This window comes from Sulfitobacter sp. IGS-18 (genome assembly GCF_059628195.1).
Window position 1 is genome coordinate 208,741 of the sequence record NZ_CM184556.1, and the last position, 23,294, is coordinate 232,034.

Genomic DNA, 23,294 nt, shown 5'->3' on the forward strand with positions numbered 1-23,294 from the left:
TCACAATCTGATGTCGATGCCGGTTTCGGGCGTGGCGGAAAGGACGATTTCAGCAGGGCTTTCCGTGCCTGCTTCGGCCTGCGTTTCGGGTGTGCGTGACGGGCGTGCCATCGCCCCGTCCTCTTGTCGGGTATCACCACCCGCAAAGGTGAAGCTGATATCCGCATAGCCGAGCTGCCGGAACTCCTGTGCCAGTTCCGTGATATGCCGTCGCATCAGTTCGATCGTATCCGGACGCTCTGCCGTGATCTGGACCGCCATCCCGGCCTCCGTTGTGGAAAGGGCCAGGCGCAGGCGGCCCAGCTCTTCCGGATTGAGCGCGATATCAACCGGACGTTGCCCGGCATTTTGCAATGCGTCGGCCAGTTGCCGCGCCACCTGAACCGGTAAATCGGCGCGATGCGGCGCCGCGGTTTGAGGGGCAGAGGTTGTCTGCATCACATCCATGCGCGGGCCGCCGTGCCCTTCGGGAACCAGCGGACGGTTTGGCTCCGACGCAGGCTGGGTTGTGTCGGTCTTTGTGGCCTCCGGACCGGATGCAGCCAAAGGTGCGGCCATCGCAGCCCTTGTGGGGCTTGCGGCCCTGGGCATTTGCGGGAGGGCGACATCGCGCCCTGTGTGAAACTGTTCCGTTGGGCGGTCAGGGGTTGAGGCACGGGGCGCGGCGCGGTGCGTCACGGAAATGAGAAATTCCGGATCGCTGCCTGGCACCGCAGCATCGCGTGCAGAGCCAGAAACAGGCACAGCAACCCGCGCATTGAGGGAGGAACGATCCACTGTCTGCGGAAGCAATCTGGACGGGTTCGTTTCCCGCTTGTCGTCGAACGCCCGATCACTGCGCCGCAGGCCAATCTCCCCGGCGGTGGCAGGCAATCCATCTGGCAACTTGCTGCTGGCGGCAGGACCAGAGGCAGGACGTGCAACAGGTGCGGAAACATCGGTTGGGCGGCTCACATGGGTGAGCGGCCGGTCAATGATCTGGCGAGTCGCCACAGGCTCTGTGCCGTTTGTTGCCTGATGCAACCCCGTTTCAATGTTGCGCACAGGCACGGGTTGTCGCGGCGTTTCGCGTTCTTGTACGGCCCCTGAAACCACATCACCTGCAGATGGCCGCTGTTGTGGCAGCCTCATGTCAGTCGCCGCAGGCAGGTCGCCCTGCGGTTTCATGGGGCTCCCGCTCTCGTCCGTCATGGTGCGCGCGGCATTGCGAACCACCGGGATAACCGGTCGATCCAACTGTTGTTTCGCAGTGACCATCTGACGGTCTCCGGGGGCGGGTTGAGGTCTTGCTGGCGGGTCCTGGAAGGACACAGAGGACAGCGTTGCAGATCCGCCTGTTTCTGCGTCTCGCCAAACCATTTGGCCGGTCACCGCACGTTCCAGAGAGGTCTCGCGGCCTGCGCCAACCGCAGGATTCTGCAGTTCTGTTGTTATCGCGTGACGGTTGAGCTTCTCCTTCCCGGACTGAGACAGAAATCCGTTCGCTTCAACTTGCTGCCTGTCGCTTCGCGTTAGCTGAGGCCGTGCGTCTGGAATCGCATGACGGTCGAAGCCTTCCTTTCCGGACTTGGACGACGGTCCGCGCGCATCGGCTTGCGCCCTGCCGTTCCACGTTGCACGAGGCCGTTCGGCTGGGGTGATGACCGAGCCTTCGCCCGTGGCGAGGGCTGCGGATTTCGGCGGGTTTGTCCCCATCGCATGTTGCCGGGCCGTTTCGCCAACCAGCGCAGTTGCGGGCGCCCGAGCGTCTGGACCTTCATGCCCAATGTCAGGAAGGCTTTCTTCCGGTTGCTGCCGGAGCACAGAATGGTCCTGTCGCGGCGCAAGGATGCGCTGTAATTGCGGGTTCGCTTCGGGTGAGGTGCGGTTGTGAAACGCGGAAACCTCGTCACCTGTCGAATCATCAACCGCGATTTGATCGCGGGTAATTTCCGGAATGCGCTCCGCTTGCGGCTTCGGCATTGCCACACCGGTAACCGCCGGGCGTGACGCGCCTTCAGTTAGGTGTGGGCTGGATCTCTCCTCCGCGTCGTCATGCGGGCCGTCCATGAAAGAGGCATCAAGATCTTCCGGTTCTGCGCCCCCTGCATGCTTGGCGGGTCGCTGCCCTGTGCCTGTCATGCCAGTCTCGGGCTCGGGCTCGGGCTCCTGCGCCGGGGCGCTTCCAGGGAATGGTTCAACCGATTTATCATAGGCGAGACCAAAGTCAGGCACGCCGGTGGCAATCGCCGGGCCATCACGCGCTGTGGCGGGCAGAACCAAGCTACCCGTCTTTCGGGCCTCGCCCGCCGATGGGGCGGTGATATTGGGAAGTGAAATGTTCAACAGCGCCTCCGGGAGTTCTTCTCCGACGGGGGGTGTATGCGGCAAAATCCTTACCGGTTGTTTACCGGTTCAGGCGCATCCTTCCAAAAATAGAACGCAATTTAAGGACCAGGTCGATGCAAATTACGCCTCCCACGCGGCACATTTCCTCCCCCGATGGCGCGGACCTGCGGCTGCGGCAGGCGGCGGAGCAGCTAGAAGCGACATTTCTTGCAGAAATGCTGAAATCTGCGGGGCTTGGACAATCCCGGGATCAGTACGGCGGTGGCGCGGGGGAGGATCAATTTTCCTCATTCCTGGTGCAAGAGCAAGCTGCGGCAATGGTCCGTGCCGGTGGCATCGGGCTGAGCGAATCTCTCTATGAAGCACTCAAGGAGAAAGAAGATGACCGATGAAACCGTGAAACATCAGATCGACGCCCTCAACGACCTGCTGGATTCCGAGCGTGAGGCCTTGCTGAAAGGGGACCTGGAGCGGCTCGCAGAGATGCTTGCACCGAAAGAAACACTGATCGGCGCGATCAACAGCGTGCCGCAGGATGATCTGCAGGGGCTTCGGGAACTCGACAACAAGGTAAAGCGAAACCAGCTGCTTCTTGGTGGCGCGCTTGACGGTATCCGCGCAGTCGCGGACCGAATGGCCCAGCTTCGCCAGGTCAGAAGCAGTCTGGACACCTACAGCGCGGATGGCAAAAAGCGCAGCATCGACCTGCGGGACAACACCACATTGGAACGGCGTGCGTGAAGTCCATGCCGATCCACGGCAGCTCCGGCAAAATCAGCTAAAAACCGCGATAGTCCGGCCTCAGGCATTCAGCAAACCTTAAGCCTCGAATGGGCATGTAGGCCATGCATCCGAAATCGGGTGGCGCATCGTTTTCCACAGAACGCATGCACAGGTCAGAACGCCGCCAACGTATCCCCATGGGGGGTGACACTCCACGGGCGCAAAGCGTCCATGATTGAAGGAACTAGCTTATGTCGAGCATTCTTACCAACAACGGTGCAATGGTTGCGCTGCAAACACTGAAGTCCATCAACAAGGACCTTACCCAGACGCAGAACGCGATCTCAACCGGCAAGGACATCGGATCCGCCAAGGACAATTCCACGGTCTGGATCACCTTGGCATTGGAGGAATAGGCCCGTTGCGTCTGGATCATCGCGGTCAGTTCACCCGCCACATCGGTGGAGGATTCCTCAAGCGCGAAGGCAAGAATGTCGCCGGTCGGCCCGTCGCTGGCATCCCACAGGAAGAAAGAGCCGCTGTCGACCGACGGCTGATAGGTCTGGCTGTCCAGGGCGACCATGCCATTGGGATTTGGCAGATCGACCAGCGGCACCTGGTAGATGGTCCGTGTTATGCCGGTATCGAAATAGGCATGGACATAGCCATTGGCGTCAACCTCGACGCTGGTCATGTTCCCGACGGGCGATCCGTCCTTGGAAATGGATACGGGCGCAAAAGCATCCGACAGCTGCGTTATGCCATCGCTTTCCCCGATCTGGCCAATGTCGATTTCGATCGGGCCGCCAGCGACATCGACGATCAACTGCCCGGTTGCAGGGTCATAAGGGCCGCCGCTTACCGTCGTGACCGAAGCAAGCGTACCGCCTGCGGTCCTGTCATCGGCGAAGGTCAGGATGTACTCGCCGATCACCGTTCCTGCCGGATCGGTCGCGGAATCCGTCATGGTTATGGTCCATTCGTTCGACGACCCAGTGGCGGGCACGGTCGGCGTGAACGTGACATTGATGTTTTCCGATGTGCCGAGGTTGTCGTAATATTCCACCGACAGGTTGTGCACGTCACCGGATGCCCCTGCATCGGTGTCGGTGGCGGGCAGGTTGACGCCCAGCGTCATGCTTGTCGTCGGTTCGCCCGAGAACTGGTTGACGTTGATCTGCACAGGCTCCAGGCCGTCCGCCGTGTCGCGCGGAAAGCTGGGGATCGTGCCGTCGGGCAGCGCCGGCCAGCCCAGCAGCACGAGGCCCGAATTGGACCGCAGGTATCCTTCTGAATCGGTTCTGAAGGATCCGGTGGTGGTCAGCATCATGTTGCTGGCGCCGTTGCCCACCTCAACCTCTGTCGCCTGGGTCACGGGCAGAAATCCCCGCCCGCGAACAGCAAGATCCGTGGCGTTCGAGGTTGACACCAGCGGGCCGCGCTGATCGATCAGCCGCTGGGTGTTCGCGCGGACACCGCCGGCGGAATAGGCCCCGCCGCGCGACGAGATCACCAGGGATTCGAACTCGGTGCTGACCCGTTTGTATCCATAGGTCGAAGAGTTCGCGATATTGTCCGAGATGGAAGCAAGACGGGTCGCATTCGCCTGCAGCCCCGCCACCCCTGCGTTGAGCGAAGATGAAATTGTCATAGACACGCCTTTCTGCTGTATCATTCCGTCAGAGTCAGGCTCACTTCTATGCAGGGTCACCTTAACGCTGCGCTAACAGATAAAATCTGTCCTATTCCGCCTGTCCTCAGTTGCGTGGCACGTTTCGCAACAGGATGATCTCCAGCCGGTTGTTCCGCCGTGCCATCGGGTCGGTCACGGCAGGTGCCCGGTCGGCATGTCCCGTGACCCGGCGGATGCGTTCGGCGGGCACGCCGCTGTGCTCCAGCAGTTTCCGCATTTCAGTGGCGCGCCGCGCTGACAGGTCCCAGACCGGGCTTTCTGCCAGGACGATGGGGTTGGCGCGGACATGCGCGCCGACCGCGATCTTGTTCGTGACCGCCGTGACGGTTCCGGCGATCATTGCCGAGAGGTCTTTCAGGATCTGTGTCGGGGCGGCCGTCTTTTCGTCAAACAGCGGGACATCCTCAAGATCAAACAACTCGATGACCAGTCCTTCATCGGTGATCCGGGTCACGATGTGCCGCCTGGCATTTTCCATCACCAGGCTTTCGCCCCCCATGCCCTGCAATTGCGCGTCGAGATCGCGAAAGCGCTGCTCTTCGCTCTCGGCGGCTTCGCCGTTATCGGCCTTGTCGCTGGCCCCGCTTGCCTTGTCATCGCGGGCGGCATGTTTTGCGGTTGATCCGGTGCCTTCCTTGGGCAGCGTCATCTCGGAAAAGATGCTTTCGCCGCCAAAGGCCCCGTTGCCGCCGCCGGACACGCGGTTGACCGGGATCGTCGGCGAAAAGTAATCCGGGATTCCCTTGCGTTGTTGTTCCGTTGTTGCATTCAGCAGCCACATCAACATGAAGAAGGCCATCATCGCGGTAACAAAATCCGCATAGGCGACTTTCCAGGCCCCACCATGGTGCCCGCCGCCGCCGACGACCTTCTTGCGTTTGATGATGATTGGCTGCGCATTTGCCTGCGCACTCATCTCCACCACCTCTTTTTCACCCGGGATCAGGGATAAGGGATGAGGTTTACTGCACGCTTAACAGGTCAATTTGTCGGGAAATTCAGGGCTGCAAAGGATCGGCGGATCAGGGCAGACGCCGCCGTGCCGCGAGCCGCAGCTGTTTCTGCCGCTCGCGGAAACGCGCCTTGTCGTCCTCGGTCGTCCGGTCGAAACAATGATGGCAGCTCACGCCTTCTTCGTATTCGGGGCGGTCGCGGTCCTCCGGCAGGATCGGTTGACGGCAGCCGTGGCAGAGCATGTGCGGCCCTTTGCGCAGCCCGTGACCGACGCTGACCCGCGCATCGAAGACAAAGCAGTCACCCTGCCAGGTACTCTCCTGCGCGGGGACGTCTTCAAGGTATTTCAGAATGCCGCCCTTGAGGTGAAAGACCTCTTCGACGCCTTGCCCCAGCAGGTAGTTTGTCGATTTCTCGCACCGGATGCCGCCGGTACAGAACATCGCGATCTTCTTGTTGTGGAACCGATCCTTGTTGGCTTCCCACCAGGCGGGAAACTCGCCAAAGCTGGCGGTCTTGGGGTCAATTGCCCCGTCGAATGTGCCGATGGCGACCTCGTAATCGTTCCTTGTGTCGATCACGGCCACTTCCGGATCGCGGATCAGGTCGTTCCAGTCCTGGGGCTCGACATAGTGTCCGACCCGCGCCTGCGGGTCCACGTCAGGCTGACCCATGGTCACGATCTCGCGTTTGATCCGCACTTTCATGCGGGGGAAGGGCGGTGTTTCGGAATGCGCTTCCTTCCACTCCAGATCGCTGCAACCCGGCAGGGCGCGAAGATGGGCAATTACCGCATCGATGCCTTCACGCGGCCCCGCAATGGTGCCATTCACACCCTCATGCGCCAGCAGCAGCGTCCCCTTGACACCCTGCGCGACACAAAGCTCCAGCAGCGCGGGTTTCAGCGCGGCGGGGTCTTCGAACCGGGTAAAGTGGTACAGGGCGGCGATCGTGTGCATGGGGCGGAAATAGGCCCTTGGGGGGCTGTTGTGCAAGGGGGTGCTGGGGTAAAACCCGGTATCCAATCAGAAACGGAGTGACCGCGATGCATGCCCTGATCGTAATCGACGTACAGAAGGATTTTTGCCCGGGCGGCGCGCTTGCGGTGCCCGAGGGTGATCTGATCGTGCCGGGCATTACCGATCTGATGGCAGAATTCGACGCGGTTGTTCTGACCCAGGATTGGCACCCGGCGGGGCATTCCTCCTTTGCCAGCGCGCACGAGGGGCGTGCGCCCTACGACATGATGGAAATGCCCTATGGTCCGCAGGTCCTCTGGCCCGACCACTGCATTCAGGGCAGCCTGGGGGCGCAGTTCCACGAGGGCCTTGCCCAGGACCGTGCAGACCTGATCATCCGCAAGGGCTATAACCCGGCAATCGACAGCTATTCCGCGTTTTTCGAGAATGACCACAGCACCCCCACCGGGTTGGAAGGCTATCTGCGCACCCGCGGCATCGACAGGCTGACCATGGTGGGGTTGGCGCTGGATTTCTGCGTCAACTTTTCGGCTGTTGATGCGGCGAAACTGGGCTTTGCTGTGACGGTGCGGCAGGATCTGTGCCGCGCGATTGATCTGAACGGTTCGCTGGAGGCCGCACGGGCCGGAATGACCGCCAGCGGCGTGCAATTGGCCTGAACCTAATTCAGCGGGCTTTCTGTCTGTGCCAGGTCAAGCAGGCCCAGCGCTTCCAGCCCGCCCAGTGTCGAATCGACTGCCACGGTGGCCAGGACAATGCCCATGACCCGGCTGATCACGCTTGACCCGGTGGTGCCGATCAGACGGCCAATCCGAGAGGCCAGCAGCAAAAGCACCAGTGTCAGCAGCAGCACGAGCACCAGCAACCCGCCGGTGATCGCCTGATCGACCACGGGGTTGGTATGATTGTCGGTCAGGATCACGATCGCCAGCATGGCACCGGGGGAGGCGATCGAGGGCATCGCCAGAGGAAAAACCGCACCTGCCAGGTGATCGCGTTCGGCGCTTGCGACCTCCTTTTCGGGTTTGCTGTCGCCAAAGATCATGGTCATGGCAAAGAGGAACAGGACCATCCCGCCCGCGACCTGGAATGATCCCAGCCGTAACCCCAGGGATTCCAGCAGGAACTGGCCGCCAATGAGAAAGGCCAGCAACACGGCCCCGGCCACAAGCACCGCCCGCAAGGCGAAACTGCGGTGCAACTGCTTGGGAACATGGGCAGTCGCATAGAGGAATATCGGAATGCTTCCGATGGGGTCGATGACCACCACCAGCGTAATGAATTCACGGATCAGGTTCTGCCAGTCCATCGGGGCGGCTATCTTTCGGGGCTGAATGCTGGGCGTTGCCCTACATTATCTGGATTGAACGGCGGGTGAAACGCCAAAGCGATCCGTTAAGGCTAAAGGCCTTCGAAGATTGGCTTTCCCTTGGCAAAGATGCCCCGGACAAGGCGCAGTTTGCCTGCAATCTGCGCCCGGTCCCTGAACTGGTCGTTGGACACCACGGGCATGTTGTTTTCCCTGGCGTATTTCAGCAGGAAAGCATCCGCTTCCGTCCCGGCGGGGCAGACCATCACCCGGTTTTGCGGCAGGCCCAGTGCCTTGGCAAAATCCTTTTCCGTCAGGCTCTTGTCCTTCAGGTGGTGCCGTGATGAGGCATCAAGAAAGACAACCGGTGCATATTTGCGTTTCAGCAGGGCGCTGACGACCAGCCGCAGGCTGGCCAGTTCCGCCACCTCGCCATCCCAGTAGAGGACATTGGTGCCGTCGATCACGATGTCCTTGCGGTCACTGGCGGCGACAGTTTCGCCGGGCGGGGCGGCAGGTGCGGGCGGGCGGCCCAGCCGAGACAGGGCAACGGCACCCAGCACCAGCACGGCGGCACCGCCCCAGCCCCATGCATTTGCCGCAATGAACGGATAGGACAGCGACAAAAGCGCCGCCAGCGCGGCTGTGCCCAGCAAGGTCTGCCAAAGCGCTGTGGCCAGGCAGCGGACATAGCCAAAGGCGGCCAGCGCCAGGACAACGGGGGTCAGGATCTGCAATGGTGTGAGGCTTGCAAGCACATCCATGGTTCAATCCTAACCTTTAGCCTTGCCCCTGTCCTGCAGTCTTTGCCACAAGGGTGCGGAAGTTCTGAGGAATAACTGATGGTCGATATCGCAACCCGCGTCTGGAATCACAAGTGGAAGATCGACCCGATCGTCCGGTCCCTGATCGACATGGATTTCTACAAGCTGTTGATGTGTCAATCCATTTTCCGCAACAAACCGGATACCGAGGTCACGTTCTCGCTGATCAACCGGTCTGACCACGTGCCCCTGGCCAAGCTGATCGACGAGGGCGAGCTGCGCGAGCAGCTGGACCATATCCGCTCGCTCAGCCTCAGCCGGGGCGAAAGCACCTGGCTGCGGGGCAATACCTTTTACGGCAAGCGTCAGATGTTCCGGCCCGATTTCATGGAATGGTTCGAGGGGCTGCGCCTGCCGCCCTACCACCTGGAGCGGCGCGGCGACCAATATGAGCTGACCTTCGAAGGCAAATGGCACGAGGTCATGCTGTGGGAAATTCCCGCGCTGGCGGTGCTGATGGAACTGCGGGGCCGGGCCGTGCTGGACACGATGGGCCGCTTCGAACTGCAGGTGCTCTATGCCCGCGCGATGACCCGTGTCTGGGAAAAGATCGCTGTCCTGCGCGAGATCCCCGACCTCTCCGTGGCCGATTTCGGCACCCGCAGGCGGCACAGCTACCTCTGGCAGGACTGGTGCGTACAGGCGATGCAGGAAGGCCTGGGCAAGGCCTTTACCGGGACCTCGAACTGCAAGATCGCGATGAGCCGCGAGCTGGAGGCGATCGGGACAAATGCGCATGAGTTGCCAATGGTTTACGCCGCATTGGCCGAGGATGATGCCGCGCTGGCACAGGCCCCCTACGAGGTGCTGTCGGACTGGCACGAAGAGCATGACGGGAACCTGCGGATCATCCTGCCGGACACCTATGGCACCAAGGGTTTCCTCGACAATGCGCCGGACTGGCTTGCCGGCTGGACAGGCATTCGCGTGGACAGCGGCGACCCGGTCAAGGCCGCGCAGATTGCCATCGACTGGTGGAAGTCGCGGGGTGAGGATCCGACCCAGAAGCGGGTGATCTTCAGCGATGGTCTGGATGTGGACAAGATACGGGAACTGCATGGAAAATTCGCCGGAAAGGTGAATGTCTCCTTCGGTTGGGGCACATTGCTGACCAATGATTTCAGGGGCCTGGTGAAAGATGATGCGCTGGCCCCTTTCTCGCTGGTGTGCAAGGCCGTGGCGGCCAATGGCAGGCCGACGGTGAAGCTGTCGGACAATCCCAACAAGGCAATGGGCCCGGCCGAAGAGATCGAGCGCTACAAGCGGGTGTTCGGGGTTGGCGCGCAGGACCGTCAGGAGGTTGTGGTCTAGAACGCGCGCAACGGCCCCGGCCGATGGGGGCAGAGCACGGGTGTCTACTTTGGCGTGGTCACCTCGCGACCAGCCGCGTTCATCTGCCGTTCCCGCCAGATGATCAGCAATCCGCCACCTGCCAGCAGCAGCGCGCCGGGGAACAACTCGGACCAGGGCGCTTCGCCGTAGAACAGCCAGCCCAGGACAAAGGCCAGCGGGATGCCGAAATAGCCGAACGGGGCAAGGTTGCTCTGTTCAGTCATACGGTAGGCCGTCACCAGCACCAGCACGGCAAATCCGCCGAGCCCGCCCATCGCCACAATCCACAGCAGGTCCGTGCTGTCCTGCATTGGCGTGAAACCGCCCGTGGCCAGCGTCAGCACCAGCGCACCCAGGGTCGCGACGCCGGTGGAATACAGGTTGATCAGGGCTGTTGGCGGGCCGTCGTCCATCATCCGGGCGGTGACGGCGGTCAGCGCATAACAGAGCGCCGCGCCCAGCGGCAGCAGGGCCGCCAGTGAAAAGCTGTCCCGGCCCGGTCCCACGATCATCACCACCCCGGCAAAGCCGACCAGCACCGCGGCCCAGCGCACCAGCCCGACCTTTTCGCCCAGCAGGGGCACGGCAAGTGCGGTGACAAAGACTGCGTTGGAATAGGAGATGGTGGAGGCGGTGGCAAAGGTCAGGATGCCCAGCGACAGGTAAAAGAAATATTGCGCGAAGGTCAGGATCAGCCCGCGCAGCAGGGCCAGTTTCCATTGCCGCATGTGCAGGCTGCGCCCTTTGGCGTGCCAGTCCCGGGAGGTCCAGAGGACCAGAAGTGCCGGGATCAGCCCCACCAGGTTGCGGTAGGCCGAAAGTTCGGCGGCCCCGTAGCTGCCGGAGAGGTGTTTGATGATCAGCCCCATGCCATCGAACAACAGGATCGCAAACAGCGAATAGAGAATCGCGAGGGTGGTTCGGCTCACGCGGCGAAGGCTCCTGTCAGAGGGGGAGGGTTGTCCGCCTGTTATGGGCCGCAGGGCAGAGCAGGGCCAGAGGAAATTGAAACGTCATGGTCGGGTGCGGCCAGGCCACCACCCGATCCGGGGCCGGAGTACCGGGGATTGTGCACCGGGGCCGGCGTTTCCAGACAGCGCAAGGCGTTGCTGCGGGCAAGCGCATTCGGCGCATGAGTTGTCGTGAATGAGCCTTGCCTTGGCTGGGCCGAAGTGCAACATTGGGCTTGCTTGGTGTTCCCGCAAGCGCCCCTTTGGGTGTGGAACCGAACAGGGAATTCCGTAAGGGCCGCACAGCCTGAAACGGAAGCCGCCCCCGCGACTGTAAGCGGAGAGTCTGTGCCCAACGTGCCACTTGACCATTCGGTCGGGGAAGGCGGGCAAAGGCATCGACCCGTGAGCCAGGAGACCTGCCAGGCGTGAGAAACTTGAAACAGGTCGTCGGGTGTGACGGCAAGGAGAAGACCATGACTACAATGACTGCCAAGTCGCAGACCGCCAGCCGCTTTGTTCCCGCGATCTTTGCCGCCGTTCTGGGCCTTGCCCTGATCACGCTGACCGGGCACGTTCAGGCCGCCGCGTTGCATGATGCCGCGCATGATGTGCGCCATGCCACAGGTTTCCCCTGCCACTGACCCCATTGGGCCATCGGGACCAGGTCTGAGCCGCGTCAAAGCAGGCGGTGACCCGGTTCCCCTGGTGAACAACGCAGCGCGTTCCGGTCAAAGACCTTTATCAGCTTGAGGCGCTGCCGATTTTCGGCGGCGTGTTTGCGTTGATTGGTGTCGGTGCCGGCGCGTTGCCATGAAAGCAAGAGGATCTCGTTATGACTTCACGGTTTTTGGTTTCCGCCCTTTTTGCAGGGGCCTTGGCGGGTGCGATCATCGGCCTGCTGCAACTGGTATTTGTGCAGCCTGTGCTGCTGCATGCGGAGCTTTATGAAAGCGGGGAGCTGGTCCATTTCGGCGCAGAGGCGGTCAGCGCCCATCCCGCCTTGCCCGGTTTCGACCTGATGCGTGACGGGTTGAGCGTGATTTTCACCATGCTGACCTATACCGGTTATGCGCTGATCCTGGTTGCGGCCATGAGCTTTGGCGAGGACCGCGGTGCGCGGATCGACGGGCGCTGGGGTATCCTGTGGGGCGTGGCCGGTTTCGTGGCCTTTCATCTGGCCCCCGGATTTACCCTTGCCCCGGAAGTGCCCGGTGTGGCTGCGGCCGATGTGGCCCTGCGGCAGGTCTGGTGGTTTGCGACGGCGATTGCGGCCTGTGTGGCGCTCTGGCTGCTGGCCTTTGGCCAGAACTGGGCGGCCTGGAGTGCGGCGGCGCTGTTGCTGGCCGCACCGCATCTGATCGGCGCGCCGGAGCCCGAGACCTTTACCGGTCCTGTCCCGACCGAGATCGGCGCGCTGTTCGCGGCGCGTGCGCTCGGCGTCGGTCTGGCGGCCTGGGTGTTGCTCGGGTGCTTTGCGGGCTATTTCTGGCAGCGCGAAGGGGAGCATGCCGCCCAGGCGGCGTGAGGGTGTGATGGGCAGAACGCTTGCGCTTTTCGTCATCGGCCTTGTCTTTGGAGGCGGTCTCGGCTTTGCCTTTGCGGCGGGCAACGGGATCACTTTTGACGGGCATGATCATGGGGATGCGGCCCAGCATGGCGGGATGGATCACGGGGGCATGACTGCCGGCGGGATGGATCATGCCAGGATGCACGAGACGCCGATTGCGGTCGCGGCGGATGCCGCGCCCGAGGTTCAGATCATGGTCAGCCCGGACCCGATGGCGGGCTATAACCTGCATGTCATGGTCGAGAATTTCGAGTTTTCGCCGCAGAACGCCAGCCTGCCCCATCAACCAGGGCAGGGCCATGCGCATGTCTATGCAAACGGCGTCAAGCTGGCCCGGATCTATGGCCCCTGGATGCATCTGGATGGCCTGCCCAAAGGCCAGGTAGAGATCGAGGTGACGCTGAACAGCAACGATCATCATCCGCTGGAGGTGGAGGGCACGCCGGTAACGTCCCGGGCCGTGGTGGAGGTGGAATGACCGCAACGCTTTATGTCTGCACCACCTGCCGCGCGGGTGAGGTGCTGGAAGAGGATGCACCCCGGCCCGGCGCGCTGCTGCACAGCGCATTGACCGAAGCGGGGGCACCTGACGCGGTCGAGATCGTCGGGGTGGCCTGTCTGTCCGCCTGTTCGCAAGGGGCAGCGGTGGCGCTGTCGGAGCCGGGCAAATGGACCTATGTCTATGGCCGTCTGACCCCGGCGGATGCCCCCGATATCCTGGCCGGTGCCGCCGCCTATGCCGCAAGTGCCGACGGGCTGGTGCCCTGGCGCGAGCGCCCCGTGATTTTCCGCAAGCAGAGCCTTGCGCGTGTTCCCCCCTTTACCCTGCCTTTGGAGGCTGCCGAATGAATGACCTGAGCAAAATTCCCGTGACCGTGATCACCGGGTTTCTGGGCGCTGGCAAAACCACGCTGATCCGCCATCTGATGGCCAATTCGGGCGGGCGGCGGCTGGCTGTTCTGGTGAACGAATTCGGGACCGTGGGGGTGGATGGCGACATCCTGAAATCCTGTGCAATCCCCGATTGCCCGGCAGAGAACATCGTGGAATTGGCCAATGGCTGTATCTGCTGCACGGTGGCGGATGATTTCATCCCCACCATCGAGGCGCTGATGGCGCTGCCCACGCGGCCCGATCACATCCTGATCGAAACCTCCGGTCTGGCGCTGCCAAAACCGCTGCTCAAGGCTTTCGACTGGCCCGCGATCCGTTCGAAGATCACGGTGGACGGGGTGATTGCCCTGGCCGATGCCGAAGCTGTGGCGGCAGGTCGTTTCGCCCCTGACGAGGCGGCGGTGGATGCGCAGAGGCTGGCCGATGACAGCCTGGATCACGAGACCCCGCTGTCCGAGGTATTCGAGGATCAGATTGCCTGTGCGGATATCATCCTGATGTCCAAGGCCGATCTGGCCGGTGAGGAAGGGCTCGCCACGGCGCGCCGGATCATCGAGGCGGAAAGCCCCCGCCCGATCCGCATCCTGCCGATGACCGAAGGGGTGATCGACCCCAAGGTGGTGCTGGGCCTGAATGCCGCAGCCGAGGACGATCTGGCGGCCCGCCCGTCGCATCATGACGGGGCGGATGACCACGAGCATGATGATTTCGAGACCATTGTGGTGCCCATGCCCGAGGTCGAGGATGTGAACGCGCTGGTCGCGGCCATCGAAAGGCTGGCAACCGAACAGCACATCCTGCGGGTCAAGGGCTATGTTGCGGTGGCGGGCAAACCGATGCGCCTGCTGGTGCAGGCGGTGGGCGCACGGGTGCGGCAGCAGTTCGACCGCCCCTGGGGCGCGGATGCGCGGCAGGGCCACCTGGTGGTGATCGCGGAGCACGACCACATCGACGCCGCTGCCATCCGGGGTGTTCTGGGGGCCTGACACCATGCACGTCGTCTTTCGCGAAAGCCACGGGCTGGAGGACAGCGAAACCCCGTTTGATCCGGGCCAGACGCCTGCGGATCTGGTGGTGCTTTCGTTCTCCGACAGTGACCTCGGCGCCTTCGCGGCGGGCTGGCACCGGGGTGGCGGGCCGGAAGGCAAGCTGCCCACGCTGCGACTGTGCAATCTTGTGGCGCTGCGGCACCCGGCGTCGGTGGACAATTATGTCGAACAGACGCTGACCGGGGCCAGGGGCATCCTGATCCGGCTGATCGGGGGCGAGAACTACTGGCCCTATGGCATCATGCAGGTGCAGGATTTCGCCCGGCGCAACGACATCGCGCTGGCGGTGCTGCCCGCAGACGGGCGCGAGGACCCGGCGCTGGACAGCTATTCGACGCTGCCGGTGTCGACCCTGCGGCGGTTGTCGCATCTCTGCGACGCGGGGGGTGCCGTGGCGGCGCAGGCGGCGCTGGCGCAGCTTGCGCTGGCCGCCGGCTTCTATGCGGGCCCGGTGCCGGGCAGCAAGACGGTGCCGGACTGCGGGATCTATGATCCGGAACAGGGCGTCATCCCCTTTGCCGATGTCACCGGCGATGTGGTCGCTGTCACCTTCTACCGCAGCTACCTGACTGCCGCCGACACCGCGCCGGTGGATGCGCTGATCATGGCGTTGCGCGACCGGGGGTTTACGGCTGTGGGTCTTTTCGTGCCCTCGCTGAAGGCCGAGACCGGGCGCGCCTTTCTGGATCAGACGCTGGCGCGGCTGGGCCCATGTGCCATCGTCAACGCCACGGCATTCTCCGGCCGGGGGGAGGACGGCACAACACCACTGGATGGCCCCGGCTGCCCGGTGTTTCAGGTTGCGCTGTCGACGGCCCGTCAGAAGGAATGGGCCGAGGCCGAGCGGGGGTTGTCGCCTGCGGACCTTGCCATGCATGTGGTGCTGCCAGAGGTGGACGGGCGCATCTTTGCCGGGGTTGTCAGCTTCAAGGCGCCGGAAAAGAAGGACCCGCACCTGCAATTCTCGCGCTTTGCCCACCGGGCAAATGCCGAACGGATCCATGCGGTGGTGGACCGGGTGGCGGGCTGGCACCGGCTGGCGCGGACACCGGCAGGGGACCGCAAGCTGGCGCTGGTCTTGTCCACCTATCCGGGCCGTGAAGATCAGATCGCCCATGCGGTCGGGCTCGATGCCCTGGCCTCGACCGAGGATATGCTGCTGACCCTGGCCGATGCGGGCTATGGCGTGGAACCTGCCATCGGATTTGGCAAGTCATTGAACCAGAAAACAATTTCCTGGCCTGTCGATGGTGACATGTCATATTTGACATGTCTTCCCGACACGCTCTTGAAGGATCTGAACACCGCATGGGGGCCGGTGGAAGATGACCCGCTCTACCGGGACGGAGCGTTTCATTTTCCCGCGCAGCGCTGCGGAAACGCGCTGGTCGCGCTGCAGCCCGAGCGGGGCAGCATTGCGGCCCGCGATACGGATTATCACGATCTCGCCCGCATCCCGCGCCACTCCTACGTGGCCTTCTACCTCTGGCTGCGCGCCCAGGGCATCGATGCGCTGGTGCATATCGGCGCCCATGGCACGCTGGAATGGCTGCCGGGCAAGGCGGTGGCGCTGTCGGGCGATTGCTGGCCCGAAGTCCTGACCGGGCCGATGCCGGTGATCTATCCGTTCATCGTCAACGATCCCGGCGAGGCTGCGCAGGCCAAGCGGCGCATCGGGGCGGTGACCCTCGGCCACCTGCCGCCGCCGATGAAGGAGAGCGAAACGCCGCAGGCGTTGTTGCAGCTTGAGCGTCTGCTGGACGAGTATTCCACCGCTGACGGGCTGGACCCGGCGCGCCGCGACCGGTTGATCGACACCATCCGGTCAGAGGCGCGGGCCGCAGGGGTGGAGGATGACCTGGGCATGGACGATGCCACCAGCGCGGCGGAGGCCATCACCCGGATCGACCGCTTCGTCTGTGACATCAAGGAAAGCCAATATGGGGACGGGCTGCACATCTTTGGTGCCGGTGACGGCGAAAACGCAGGCCTTCTGGCCGCGCTTGACGGGCGGCGTGTTGCGGCCGGCCCCTCCGGGTCGCCCTATCGGGGGCGGTCCGACGTATTGCCCACGGGGCGCAACCTCTATGCCGTGGACCCGCGCAGCGTGCCGACCCGCGCGGCCTATGCGCAAGGCGTCAAACTGGCCGAAGAACTGATCCGCCGCCATCTGCAGGACCAGGGCGATTATCCGCGCGGGCTGGTTGTCGACCTCTGGGGCTCCGCCACCATGCGCACCGCCGGAGAAGAGCTTGCCATGGCGATGCATCTGGCCGGGCTGGCCCCGAAGTGGGACGAAGGGTCAGAGCGGGTGTCAGGTTTCGAGGTGCTGCCGCTGACCCTGCTGAACCGGCCCCGCATTGACGTGACCCTCCGTGTCTCTGGCCTGTTCCGGGATGTGTTTCCGGGCCTGTCGCAGCTGTTCGAGGCCGGCGCCGCCGCCCTGGCCGAGCGCGAAGAAGCGCCCGACATGAACCCCTATCTGACCCGCACGCCGCGTGTCTTTGGCCCCAAGCCGGGGTTGTATGGCATGAACATGGAAGCCGCGATGCTGGATTATTCCGACGAGGGGCGCGCGGCAGCGGGGGAAGCCTGGCTGAAAGCCTCCGAATGGTCCATCGACGCAAAGGGCGTGTCGCATCAGGACCGGGCCGCGCTTGAGGCGCGGTTGCAGGGCGCCGACGGTTTCGCCCATGTGCAGGACCTCACCGAAAGCGATCTGCTGCTGGCGTCGGATTATGCCAGCCACGAGGGTGGATTTGCCGCCGCCATGGCACATCTGGGGGCGGTGCAGCCTGCGATGTACCATGTTGACAGCACCGTCATCGGCGCGCCCCGCGCCCGCACCATGGCCGAGGAGATTGCCCGCGTGGTGCGTGCCCGTGCGGCGAATCCGGACTGGGCCAGCGGCATGATGCGCCATGGTTTCAGGGGTGCGGCAGAGGTCGCCGCAACGCTGGACAATCTGGCCGCCTTCGCGCATCTCACGCGGGCCGTGCCTGCGCATCTTTTCGACCTATATTTCGATGCGACGATGGGCCGGGAGGATTTGATGGAGTTTATGGAACGCGAAAACCCCAAGGCATTGGCAGAAATGCGCGCCCGTTTTGTGGCGCTGCGCGATGCGGGCCTTTGGGTCACACGGCGCAATTCGATCTCTGCCCAGATGGACGCAGCCGAATGACCGCGCCTGTGGTCAAGGGATATTGCCCCGGCGCGCTGCGCCCGATGATGTCGGGCGACGGTCTGGTGGTGCGGGTGCGCCCTTTCAACGGACGTCTGCGCCGGGCACAGGCCGATGGCATCGCGACGCTGGCCGCCGCCCATGGCAACGGGCTGATCGACCTGTCGAGCCGGGGCAACCTGCAGATCAGGGGCGTGCGGGAGGACAGGCTTGCGGCGCTGATCACCGGTCTGGGGGCGATGTCGCTGGTGGATGCGGATGCCGAGATCGAAGGCCGGCGCAATGTGCTGGTCACCCCTTTCTGGCAGACGGGCGAGGAAACAGAGGGCTTTGCCGCCGCGTTGACCGAGGCGCTGGCGCAGCCGGATGCGCCGCGGATTCCGGGCAAGTTCGGCTTTGCCGTGGATACGGGCCGCGCGCCGGTGTTGCAGACCGCTTCGGCAGATATCCGGCTGGAACGGGACGCGGGTGGTGGTCTTATCCTTGTTGCGGATGGGTTCGACAAGGGCAAGCCCGTCGCCTCCGGGACAGTCGTGGCAGAGGCCATGGCGCTGGCGCGGTGGTTCGTCGAGATGCGGGGCGAGCACAGCCGCATGGCCGCGCTGCTGGCCGGGGGTGTCGCGCTGCCCGGCGGGTTCATCGTACCGCGTCAGCGTCAGGATTACCTGCCGCGACCTGGCTATACCCCGCTGGGGGCGATGGTCGGCCTTGCCTTTGGCCAGCTGGAGGTCAAGACATTGGCAAGTCTTGCCAAGCAGGGGGGGCTGCGGATGACCCCCTGGCGGATGTTGCTGGTGGAAAGCGCGCGCAAGCTGCCCAAGGTGCGCGGTGTGATCACCGACCCAGATGATCCGCTGCTGCGTGTGGTCGCCTGCACCGGCGCGCCGCGTTGTGCGCAGGGGTTGGCAAAGACCCGCTCCGTTGCGCGCAGCCTAGCACCCCATGTTCCCCCCGGCAGCCTGCTGCATATGTCGGGCTGTGCCAAGGGCTGTGCCCACGCCCGGCCCGCGCCGCTGACGGTGACGGCCACCCGCGGTGGTTTCGACCTGATCCGTCAGGGACGCGCCGGCGATGCGCCGGAGGCGACCTCCCTCACTCCCGAAGACATTATCAAGGCGATCTGAATGCCCCACAGCTACATCACCGATGGCGCGGAGATTTACCGCCAGTCCTTTGCCACGATCCGGTCGGAGGCGGCGCTGGCGCGTTTCACGCCCGAGGAAGAGATCGTCGCGGTGCGCATGATCCATGCCGCCGGGATGGTCGGGCTGGAAGAACATCTGCGCTTTTCCCCCGGTATGGCAATTGCCGCCCGCGCGGCGCTGGAGGATGGCGCGCCGATCCTCTGTGATGCCTATATGGTCAGCGAGGGGATTACCCGCAAACGTCTGCCGCGCGAAAACGAGGTGATCTGCACTCTGCGCGACCCGCGTGTGCCGGAAATGGCTGCCGCGATGGCCAACACCCGCTCTGCCGCCGCGCTCGAACTCTGGCGGCCGCATCTGGCCGGGGCGCTGGTGGCCATCGGCAATGCGCCCACGGCGCTGTTTCACCTGCTGAACATGCTTGAAGACCCCGCTTGCCCGCGCCCGGCTGCGATCATCGGGTGCCCTGTCGGCTTTATCGGTGCGGCGGAAAGCAAGGATGCCCTGATGGCCGACCTGCCGGTGCCGTCGATGATCGTGCAGGGGCGGCTGGGCGGCTCGGCGATCACTGTCGCGGCGGTGAATGCGCTCGCCAGCAGGGTGGAATAGGCATGGGCAGGATCATCTGCGCGGGCCTCGGCCCCGGCGACCCCGAATTGATGAGCGTGAAGTCGGATCGGGTGATCCGGGGCGCCCGCCATGTCGCCTATTTCCGCAAGAAGGGTCGCGCCGGACAGGCCCGGACCATCGTCCGCGACATGCTGCGCGATGATGTGGTCGAATATCCGATGGAATATCCCGTCACCACCGAGCTGCGCTTTGACAGTGCGGAATATCGCGACCTCATGGTCGATTTCTACGCCGAATGGGCCGACCGGCTGGCCGAACTGGCGCGCGATCACGAGGTGGTCGTGCTCTGTGAGGGCGACCCATTCTTCTACGGCTCCTTCATGCATCTGCACACGCGGCTTCAGGGCCGGGCAGAGGTCGAGGTTCTGCCGGCGATCCCCGGCATGGTGGGCTGCTGGAACGCGCTGGACATGCCCTTTACCTGGGGGGACGACGTGATGTCCGTCCTGATGGGCACCTTGCCGGATGCGGACCTTGTGGCGCATATGGAGCGCGCCGATGCGCTGGTGATCATGAAAACCGGGCGCAACATGCCGCGGGTGCGCGCGGCCCTTGTCGCCACCGGACGGCTTGAAGATGCCTGGCTGGTGGAAAAAGGGACCATGGCGGGTCAGCGCGTTGTCCGGCTGGCTGATGTGGATGACGATGATTGTCCCTATTTCGCGATTGTGCTGGTGCATGGGCAGGGCCGCAGGCCGGAAGCCGGGGTGCCGACATGACAGGCTGGGTTGCCATCGCGGGCCTTGGGCCGGGCCGGGACGATCTGGTCACACCCGAAGTGACGGCAATGCTGGCCGAGGCTACCGACGTGATCGGCTATATACCTTACGTGAAGCGCGTGGCGCCCCGTGACGGGTTGACCCTGCATCCAACCGACAACCGGGTCGAGATCGACCGCGCCACCCATGCCCTGACGCTTGCCACCGAAGGCCGTCGCGTGGCGGTGGTGTCGGGCGGTGATCCGGGGGTCTTTGCCATGGCCTCTGCCGTCTTCGAGGCACTGGAAGGCAAGCCGCAGTTCGCGGATGCCGACATTCGGGTGCTGCCAGGCATCACCGCGATGCTTGCCGCCGCTGCCCGCGCGGGTGCGCCCCTGGGGCATGATTTCTGTGCCATCAATCTCAGCGACAACCTCAAGCCCTGGTCGGTGATCGAACGCCGCCTTCGGTTGGCTGCGCAGGCCGATTTTGCCATGGCCTTCTACAATCCGCGTTCCAGGTCGCGACCGCACCAGTTTGGCGATGCCCTGGCGATCCTGCGCGAGGAATGCGCACCGCAACGGCTGGTGACCTTTGCCCGCGCGATCAGCCGCCCGGACGAGGCGCTGAACACCGTGACACTGGCCGAGGCGACGGCAGAGATGGCGGATATGCAGACCGTGGTGCTGCTGGGCAATTCGCAGACGCGGGTTGTCGGGCGCTATGTCTATACGCCGCGTTCGGCCACATGAGCCAGCCAGGACATCACCTGCGCCACGTCATGCGCGATGGTGTTGCCGGGCAGGGCGGGCCTCTGGGCCATGATCACGGGCAGGCCCAGGGCGCGGGCCGCGTCAAGCTTGGCGCGCGCGCCGCTGCCGCCGGCATTCTTGCAGACCACATGGGTGATCGCATGATCGCGCAGCAGCGCGGTGTCTGTCGCCAGCGCGAAGGGGCCGCGCGCCAGGATCACGGCGGTATCCGGCAGCGGCAGCGGTGCCTCGGGCGCGTCGACAAGGCGCAGCAGGTAATGGTGCTGCGGCCGGGCCGCAAAAAGGCCGATCTGCTGCTTGCCAATCGCCAGAAACACGCGGGACGGTCGGTGCGGCAGCGCGGCGGGCAGGTCTTCGACTGTCGCGACCTGCTGCCAGTCATCGCCCGGCCCGGCCTGCCATGGCGGACGTTCCAGCCGGATCAGCGGTGTCTGCGTCGCGGTGCAGGCGGCATGGGCATTGCGGCTCATTCCCGCGGCAAAAGGATGCGTGGCGTCGATCACATGGGTGATGCCCGCGTCGCGCAGGTATCGCGTCAGCCCCGGCACACCGCCGAAACCGCCCGTGCGCTGCGGCAGCGGTTGCGCGGCCGGGGATTGCGTGCGTCCGGCATAGGAGAACGTGGCGTTCATCCCGGCCTCGGCCAGTTGTCTGGCCATCTGGCTGGCCTCGGTTGTGCCGCCCAGCAAAAGGATGTGCATGATGGGTGACCCGTGGCTCAGCATCGTTGGAATGCCGCACGATAGCGCAGCGCAGCTGCCCCCCGCAAGTCGGGCTGCGATCGATGCCGCCGAGGTGATTTTTGGCGGGCCCCGGCACCTTGATCTGGTAAACGCAGGAGGCAGGGGAGCGCCCTGGCCGGTGCCGTTTTCGGTCGGGCCGGTGCTGGCGGCAAAGGGGCGGCGGGTTGTCGTGCTGGCCTCTGGCGATCCGTTCTGGTTCGGGGCTGGCGGCAGCCTGTCGGCGCATCTGGAACCCGGCGAATGGTGCGTGCTGCCCGCGCCCTCGACGTTTTCATGGGTGGCAGGCGCGCTGGGCTGGCGGTTGGAGGATGTGACCTGCCACGGCCTGCATGCCGCGCCGCTTGCGCAATTGCGCGCGGTGCTGGCACCTGAGGCGCAGTTCATCTGCCTGTTGCGTGACGGTGCGGCCCCTGCCGAACTGGCGCAATGGCTGACCCAAGAAGGCGCGGGGCAGGCCCGGATCTATGTCTGCGAACGTATGGGCGGCGCGGAGCAGCGGGTGCGGGAAACCACGGCGCAGGCCTATGACCTGACCGATGTTGCGGCCCCCGTGGCTGTCGCGGTGGCGCTGCCCGCCGGGGTGGGCCTGCCGCGCAGTTCCGGCCTGCCCGATGATCTTTTTGCCCATGACGGCCAGATCACCAAGCGGCCCGTTCGGGCCCTGACCCTTTCCGCACTGGCCCCGCGTCCGGGAGAGGTTCTGTGGGATATCGGTGCCGGGTCCGGCTCCATCTCGGTCGAATGGTGCCTGGCGGGGGGGCTGGCGGTTGCCTTCGAACAGCATGCGGCGCGGGCTGATAATATTATCCGCAACGCCGGGCAGTTCGGCCTTTCCCACCGCCTGACGGTGCATCACGGGGATGCGCGCGCGCTGATCGCGGACCGGCCGGCGCCGGATGCGGTGTTCGTAGGGGGCGGCGGCAGTGACGCATTGTTCGGGGCGCTGTTCGACATTTTGCCCAGGGGCACGCGGCTGGTCGCAAATGGCGTCACGCTGGAGACCGAGGCGCGGCTCGCCCGTCTGCATGGCGAAAGGGGCGGCAGCCTGCTGAGGATCGAACTGGCGGAGGCGGCTCCGCTAGGCCGTCTGCGCGGCTGGCAGGCCGCGCGCCCGGTGGTGCAATGGAGCGTGGTCCTGTGAGGGTTGTCGGCATCGGGTTTCGCGCGGCAGCCGATCTGGCCAGCCTTCAGGATGCGTTGCAGCAGGTTCTGGACGCGGCAGGGGGCGGCGGCATTGACGCGGTGGTGACCGAAGCCGCCAAGGCACGGGAGAAAGTGTTTCGCGAGTTCGCGCAGGTGCTGGGCCTGCCCGGTTTGGGCATTACGGCGCAGGACCTGGGACAGATGATCACCCCGACACAATCGGAACGGATCCAGGACCGGTTCGGCACCGGATCGCTGGCAGAGGCCGCGGCGCTGGCCGCAGCAGGGCCAGCGGCGCGGCTGGTTGCGCAACGGGTCGTGTCGGGCGATGGTATGGCCACGGCGGCCCTTGCTGAAAGTTGAGAAGGAAAA

24 protein-coding genes and 1 riboswitch are annotated in these 23,294 nt (G+C 64.2%); of the genes, 16 read left to right on the forward strand and 8 right to left on the reverse strand.

Annotated elements, in window-relative coordinates:
* Positions 1–2,325: a flagellar hook-length control protein FliK gene (locus tag ACWNZ3_RS00970; protein WP_496900890.1), complete on the reverse strand. Its 2,325-nt coding sequence runs from the start codon at positions 2,323–2,325 to the stop codon at positions 1–3.
* A 116-nt stretch (positions 2,326–2,441) separates the two neighbouring features.
* On the opposite strand from ACWNZ3_RS00970, the gene ACWNZ3_RS00975 reads away from it, so the two are divergent.
* Together ACWNZ3_RS00975 and ACWNZ3_RS00980 are read left to right on the forward strand one after the other, a co-directional pair.
* Positions 2,442–2,720: a rod-binding protein gene (locus ACWNZ3_RS00975; RefSeq protein WP_114274150.1), complete on the forward strand. Its 279-nt coding sequence runs from the start codon at positions 2,442–2,444 to the stop codon at positions 2,718–2,720.
* The gene (locus ACWNZ3_RS00980; protein ID WP_496900891.1) at positions 2,710–3,069 is read left to right on the forward strand and encodes a flagellar biosynthesis protein FlgN; all 360 of its coding nucleotides are present in this window, start codon (positions 2,710–2,712) and stop codon (positions 3,067–3,069) included. Before ACWNZ3_RS00975 ends, ACWNZ3_RS00980 begins: the two co-directional genes overlap by 11 nt.
* A gap of 226 nt (positions 3,070–3,295) precedes the next feature.
* Here the strand turns inward: ACWNZ3_RS00980 and ACWNZ3_RS00985 are convergent, their stop codons facing one another.
* The 3 genes from ACWNZ3_RS00985 to trhO form a co-directional block, all read right to left on the reverse strand.
* Positions 3,296–4,702, reverse strand: a complete 1,407-nt coding sequence (locus ACWNZ3_RS00985; protein ID WP_443069624.1) for a flagellar hook protein FlgE — start codon at positions 4,700–4,702, stop codon at positions 3,296–3,298.
* 106 nt (positions 4,703–4,808) lie between these two features.
* Complete coding sequence (locus ACWNZ3_RS00990) at positions 4,809–5,660, reverse strand: flagellar motor protein MotB (protein WP_496900892.1); 852 nt, start codon at positions 5,658–5,660, stop codon at positions 4,809–4,811.
* Positions 5,661–5,766: 106 nt separating this feature from the next.
* Positions 5,767–6,657 carry an oxygen-dependent tRNA uridine(34) hydroxylase TrhO gene (trhO, locus tag ACWNZ3_RS00995; RefSeq protein WP_496900893.1) on the reverse strand — a complete coding sequence of 297 codons (891 nt, stop codon included), beginning with the start codon at positions 6,655–6,657 and terminating at the stop codon, positions 5,767–5,769.
* 86 nt (positions 6,658–6,743) lie between these two features.
* On the opposite strand from trhO, the gene pncA reads away from it, so the two are divergent.
* A complete protein-coding gene (pncA, locus tag ACWNZ3_RS01000) occupies positions 6,744–7,337 on the forward strand; it encodes a bifunctional nicotinamidase/pyrazinamidase (protein ID WP_269366844.1) in 594 nt (197 codons plus the stop codon).
* Between the two features lie 2 nt (positions 7,338–7,339).
* Here pncA and ACWNZ3_RS01005 read toward each other — a convergent pair whose 3' ends face one another.
* Together ACWNZ3_RS01005 and ACWNZ3_RS01010 are read right to left on the reverse strand one after the other, a co-directional pair.
* Positions 7,340–7,987 carry a MarC family protein gene (locus ACWNZ3_RS01005; RefSeq protein WP_114274234.1) on the reverse strand — a complete coding sequence of 216 codons (648 nt, stop codon included), beginning with the start codon at positions 7,985–7,987 and terminating at the stop codon, positions 7,340–7,342.
* A 92-nt stretch (positions 7,988–8,079) separates the two neighbouring features.
* Positions 8,080–8,751 carry an NYN domain-containing protein gene (locus ACWNZ3_RS01010; protein ID WP_496900894.1) on the reverse strand — a complete coding sequence of 224 codons (672 nt, stop codon included), beginning with the start codon at positions 8,749–8,751 and terminating at the stop codon, positions 8,080–8,082.
* Positions 8,752–8,829: 78 nt separating this feature from the next.
* On the opposite strand from ACWNZ3_RS01010, the gene pncB reads away from it, so the two are divergent.
* A complete protein-coding gene (gene pncB / locus ACWNZ3_RS01015) occupies positions 8,830–10,122 on the forward strand; it encodes a nicotinate phosphoribosyltransferase (protein WP_114274236.1) in 1,293 nt (430 codons plus the stop codon).
* 44 nt (positions 10,123–10,166) lie between these two features.
* On the opposite strand, the gene ACWNZ3_RS01020 is transcribed toward pncB, so the two are convergent.
* Positions 10,167–11,072 carry a DMT family transporter gene (locus ACWNZ3_RS01020; RefSeq protein ID WP_269366850.1) on the reverse strand — a complete coding sequence of 302 codons (906 nt, stop codon included), beginning with the start codon at positions 11,070–11,072 and terminating at the stop codon, positions 10,167–10,169.
* A gap of 245 nt (positions 11,073–11,317) precedes the next feature.
* A riboswitch (cobalamin riboswitch) is annotated at positions 11,318–11,534 on the forward strand.
* A gap of 44 nt (positions 11,535–11,578) precedes the next feature.
* Between ACWNZ3_RS01020 and ACWNZ3_RS01025 the strand changes: the two genes are divergently transcribed.
* The 10 genes from ACWNZ3_RS01025 to cobJ all read left to right on the forward strand — a co-directional run bounded on the left by ACWNZ3_RS01025 (position 11,579) and on the right by cobJ (position 21,015).
* The gene (locus ACWNZ3_RS01025; RefSeq protein WP_443069626.1) at positions 11,579–11,737 is read left to right on the forward strand and encodes a CbtB domain-containing protein; all 159 of its coding nucleotides are present in this window, start codon (positions 11,579–11,581) and stop codon (positions 11,735–11,737) included.
* 191 nt (positions 11,738–11,928) lie between these two features.
* On the forward strand, positions 11,929–12,621 hold the full coding sequence (locus ACWNZ3_RS01030) for a CbtA family protein (protein WP_269366853.1): 693 nt from the start codon (positions 11,929–11,931) through the stop codon (positions 12,619–12,621).
* A 7-nt stretch (positions 12,622–12,628) separates the two neighbouring features.
* Positions 12,629–13,141, forward strand: a complete 513-nt coding sequence (locus ACWNZ3_RS01035) for a hypothetical protein (protein ID WP_496900895.1) — start codon at positions 12,629–12,631, stop codon at positions 13,139–13,141.
* The gene (locus ACWNZ3_RS01040; RefSeq protein ID WP_114274239.1) at positions 13,138–13,512 is read left to right on the forward strand and encodes a DUF1636 family protein; all 375 of its coding nucleotides are present in this window, start codon (positions 13,138–13,140) and stop codon (positions 13,510–13,512) included. Before ACWNZ3_RS01035 ends, ACWNZ3_RS01040 begins: the two co-directional genes overlap by 4 nt.
* Positions 13,509–14,543, forward strand: a complete 1,035-nt coding sequence (gene cobW, locus ACWNZ3_RS01045) for a cobalamin biosynthesis protein CobW (protein WP_496900896.1) — start codon at positions 13,509–13,511, stop codon at positions 14,541–14,543. The genes ACWNZ3_RS01040 and cobW overlap by 4 nt, the downstream gene beginning before the upstream one ends.
* 4 nt (positions 14,544–14,547) lie before the next feature.
* Complete coding sequence (gene cobN / locus ACWNZ3_RS01050) at positions 14,548–17,790, forward strand: cobaltochelatase subunit CobN (RefSeq protein WP_496900897.1); 3,243 nt, start codon at positions 14,548–14,550, stop codon at positions 17,788–17,790.
* Positions 17,787–18,914: a precorrin-3B synthase gene (gene cobG, locus ACWNZ3_RS01055; RefSeq protein WP_496900898.1), complete on the forward strand. Its 1,128-nt coding sequence runs from the start codon at positions 17,787–17,789 to the stop codon at positions 18,912–18,914. Before cobN ends, cobG begins: the two co-directional genes overlap by 4 nt.
* Entirely contained in the window at positions 18,915–19,544 is a 630-nt protein-coding gene (locus ACWNZ3_RS01060) for a precorrin-8X methylmutase (protein ID WP_274573360.1), read from the forward strand.
* A 2-nt stretch (positions 19,545–19,546) separates the two neighbouring features.
* Entirely contained in the window at positions 19,547–20,284 is a 738-nt protein-coding gene (locus tag ACWNZ3_RS01065) for a precorrin-2 C(20)-methyltransferase (protein WP_274573359.1), read from the forward strand.
* Entirely contained in the window at positions 20,281–21,015 is a 735-nt protein-coding gene (cobJ, locus tag ACWNZ3_RS01070; protein ID WP_496900900.1) for a precorrin-3B C(17)-methyltransferase, read from the forward strand. The genes ACWNZ3_RS01065 and cobJ overlap by 4 nt, the downstream gene beginning before the upstream one ends.
* On the opposite strand, the gene ACWNZ3_RS01075 is transcribed toward cobJ, so the two are convergent.
* Positions 20,991–21,737 (reverse strand): cobalt-precorrin-6A reductase, encoded by a 747-nt coding sequence (locus tag ACWNZ3_RS01075; RefSeq protein ID WP_496900901.1) that lies wholly within the window; start codon positions 21,735–21,737, stop codon positions 20,991–20,993. The genes cobJ and ACWNZ3_RS01075 overlap by 25 nt on opposite strands.
* Position 21,738: 1 nt before the next feature.
* On the opposite strand from ACWNZ3_RS01075, the gene cbiE reads away from it, so the two are divergent.
* Positions 21,739–22,920, forward strand: a complete 1,182-nt coding sequence (gene cbiE / locus ACWNZ3_RS01080; RefSeq protein WP_496900902.1) for a precorrin-6y C5,15-methyltransferase (decarboxylating) subunit CbiE — start codon at positions 21,739–21,741, stop codon at positions 22,918–22,920.
* Positions 22,917–23,285, forward strand: a complete 369-nt coding sequence (locus ACWNZ3_RS01085) for a cobalamin biosynthesis protein (RefSeq protein WP_496901873.1) — start codon at positions 22,917–22,919, stop codon at positions 23,283–23,285. Before cbiE ends, ACWNZ3_RS01085 begins: the two co-directional genes overlap by 4 nt.
* Positions 23,286–23,294 lie beyond the last annotated feature (9 nt).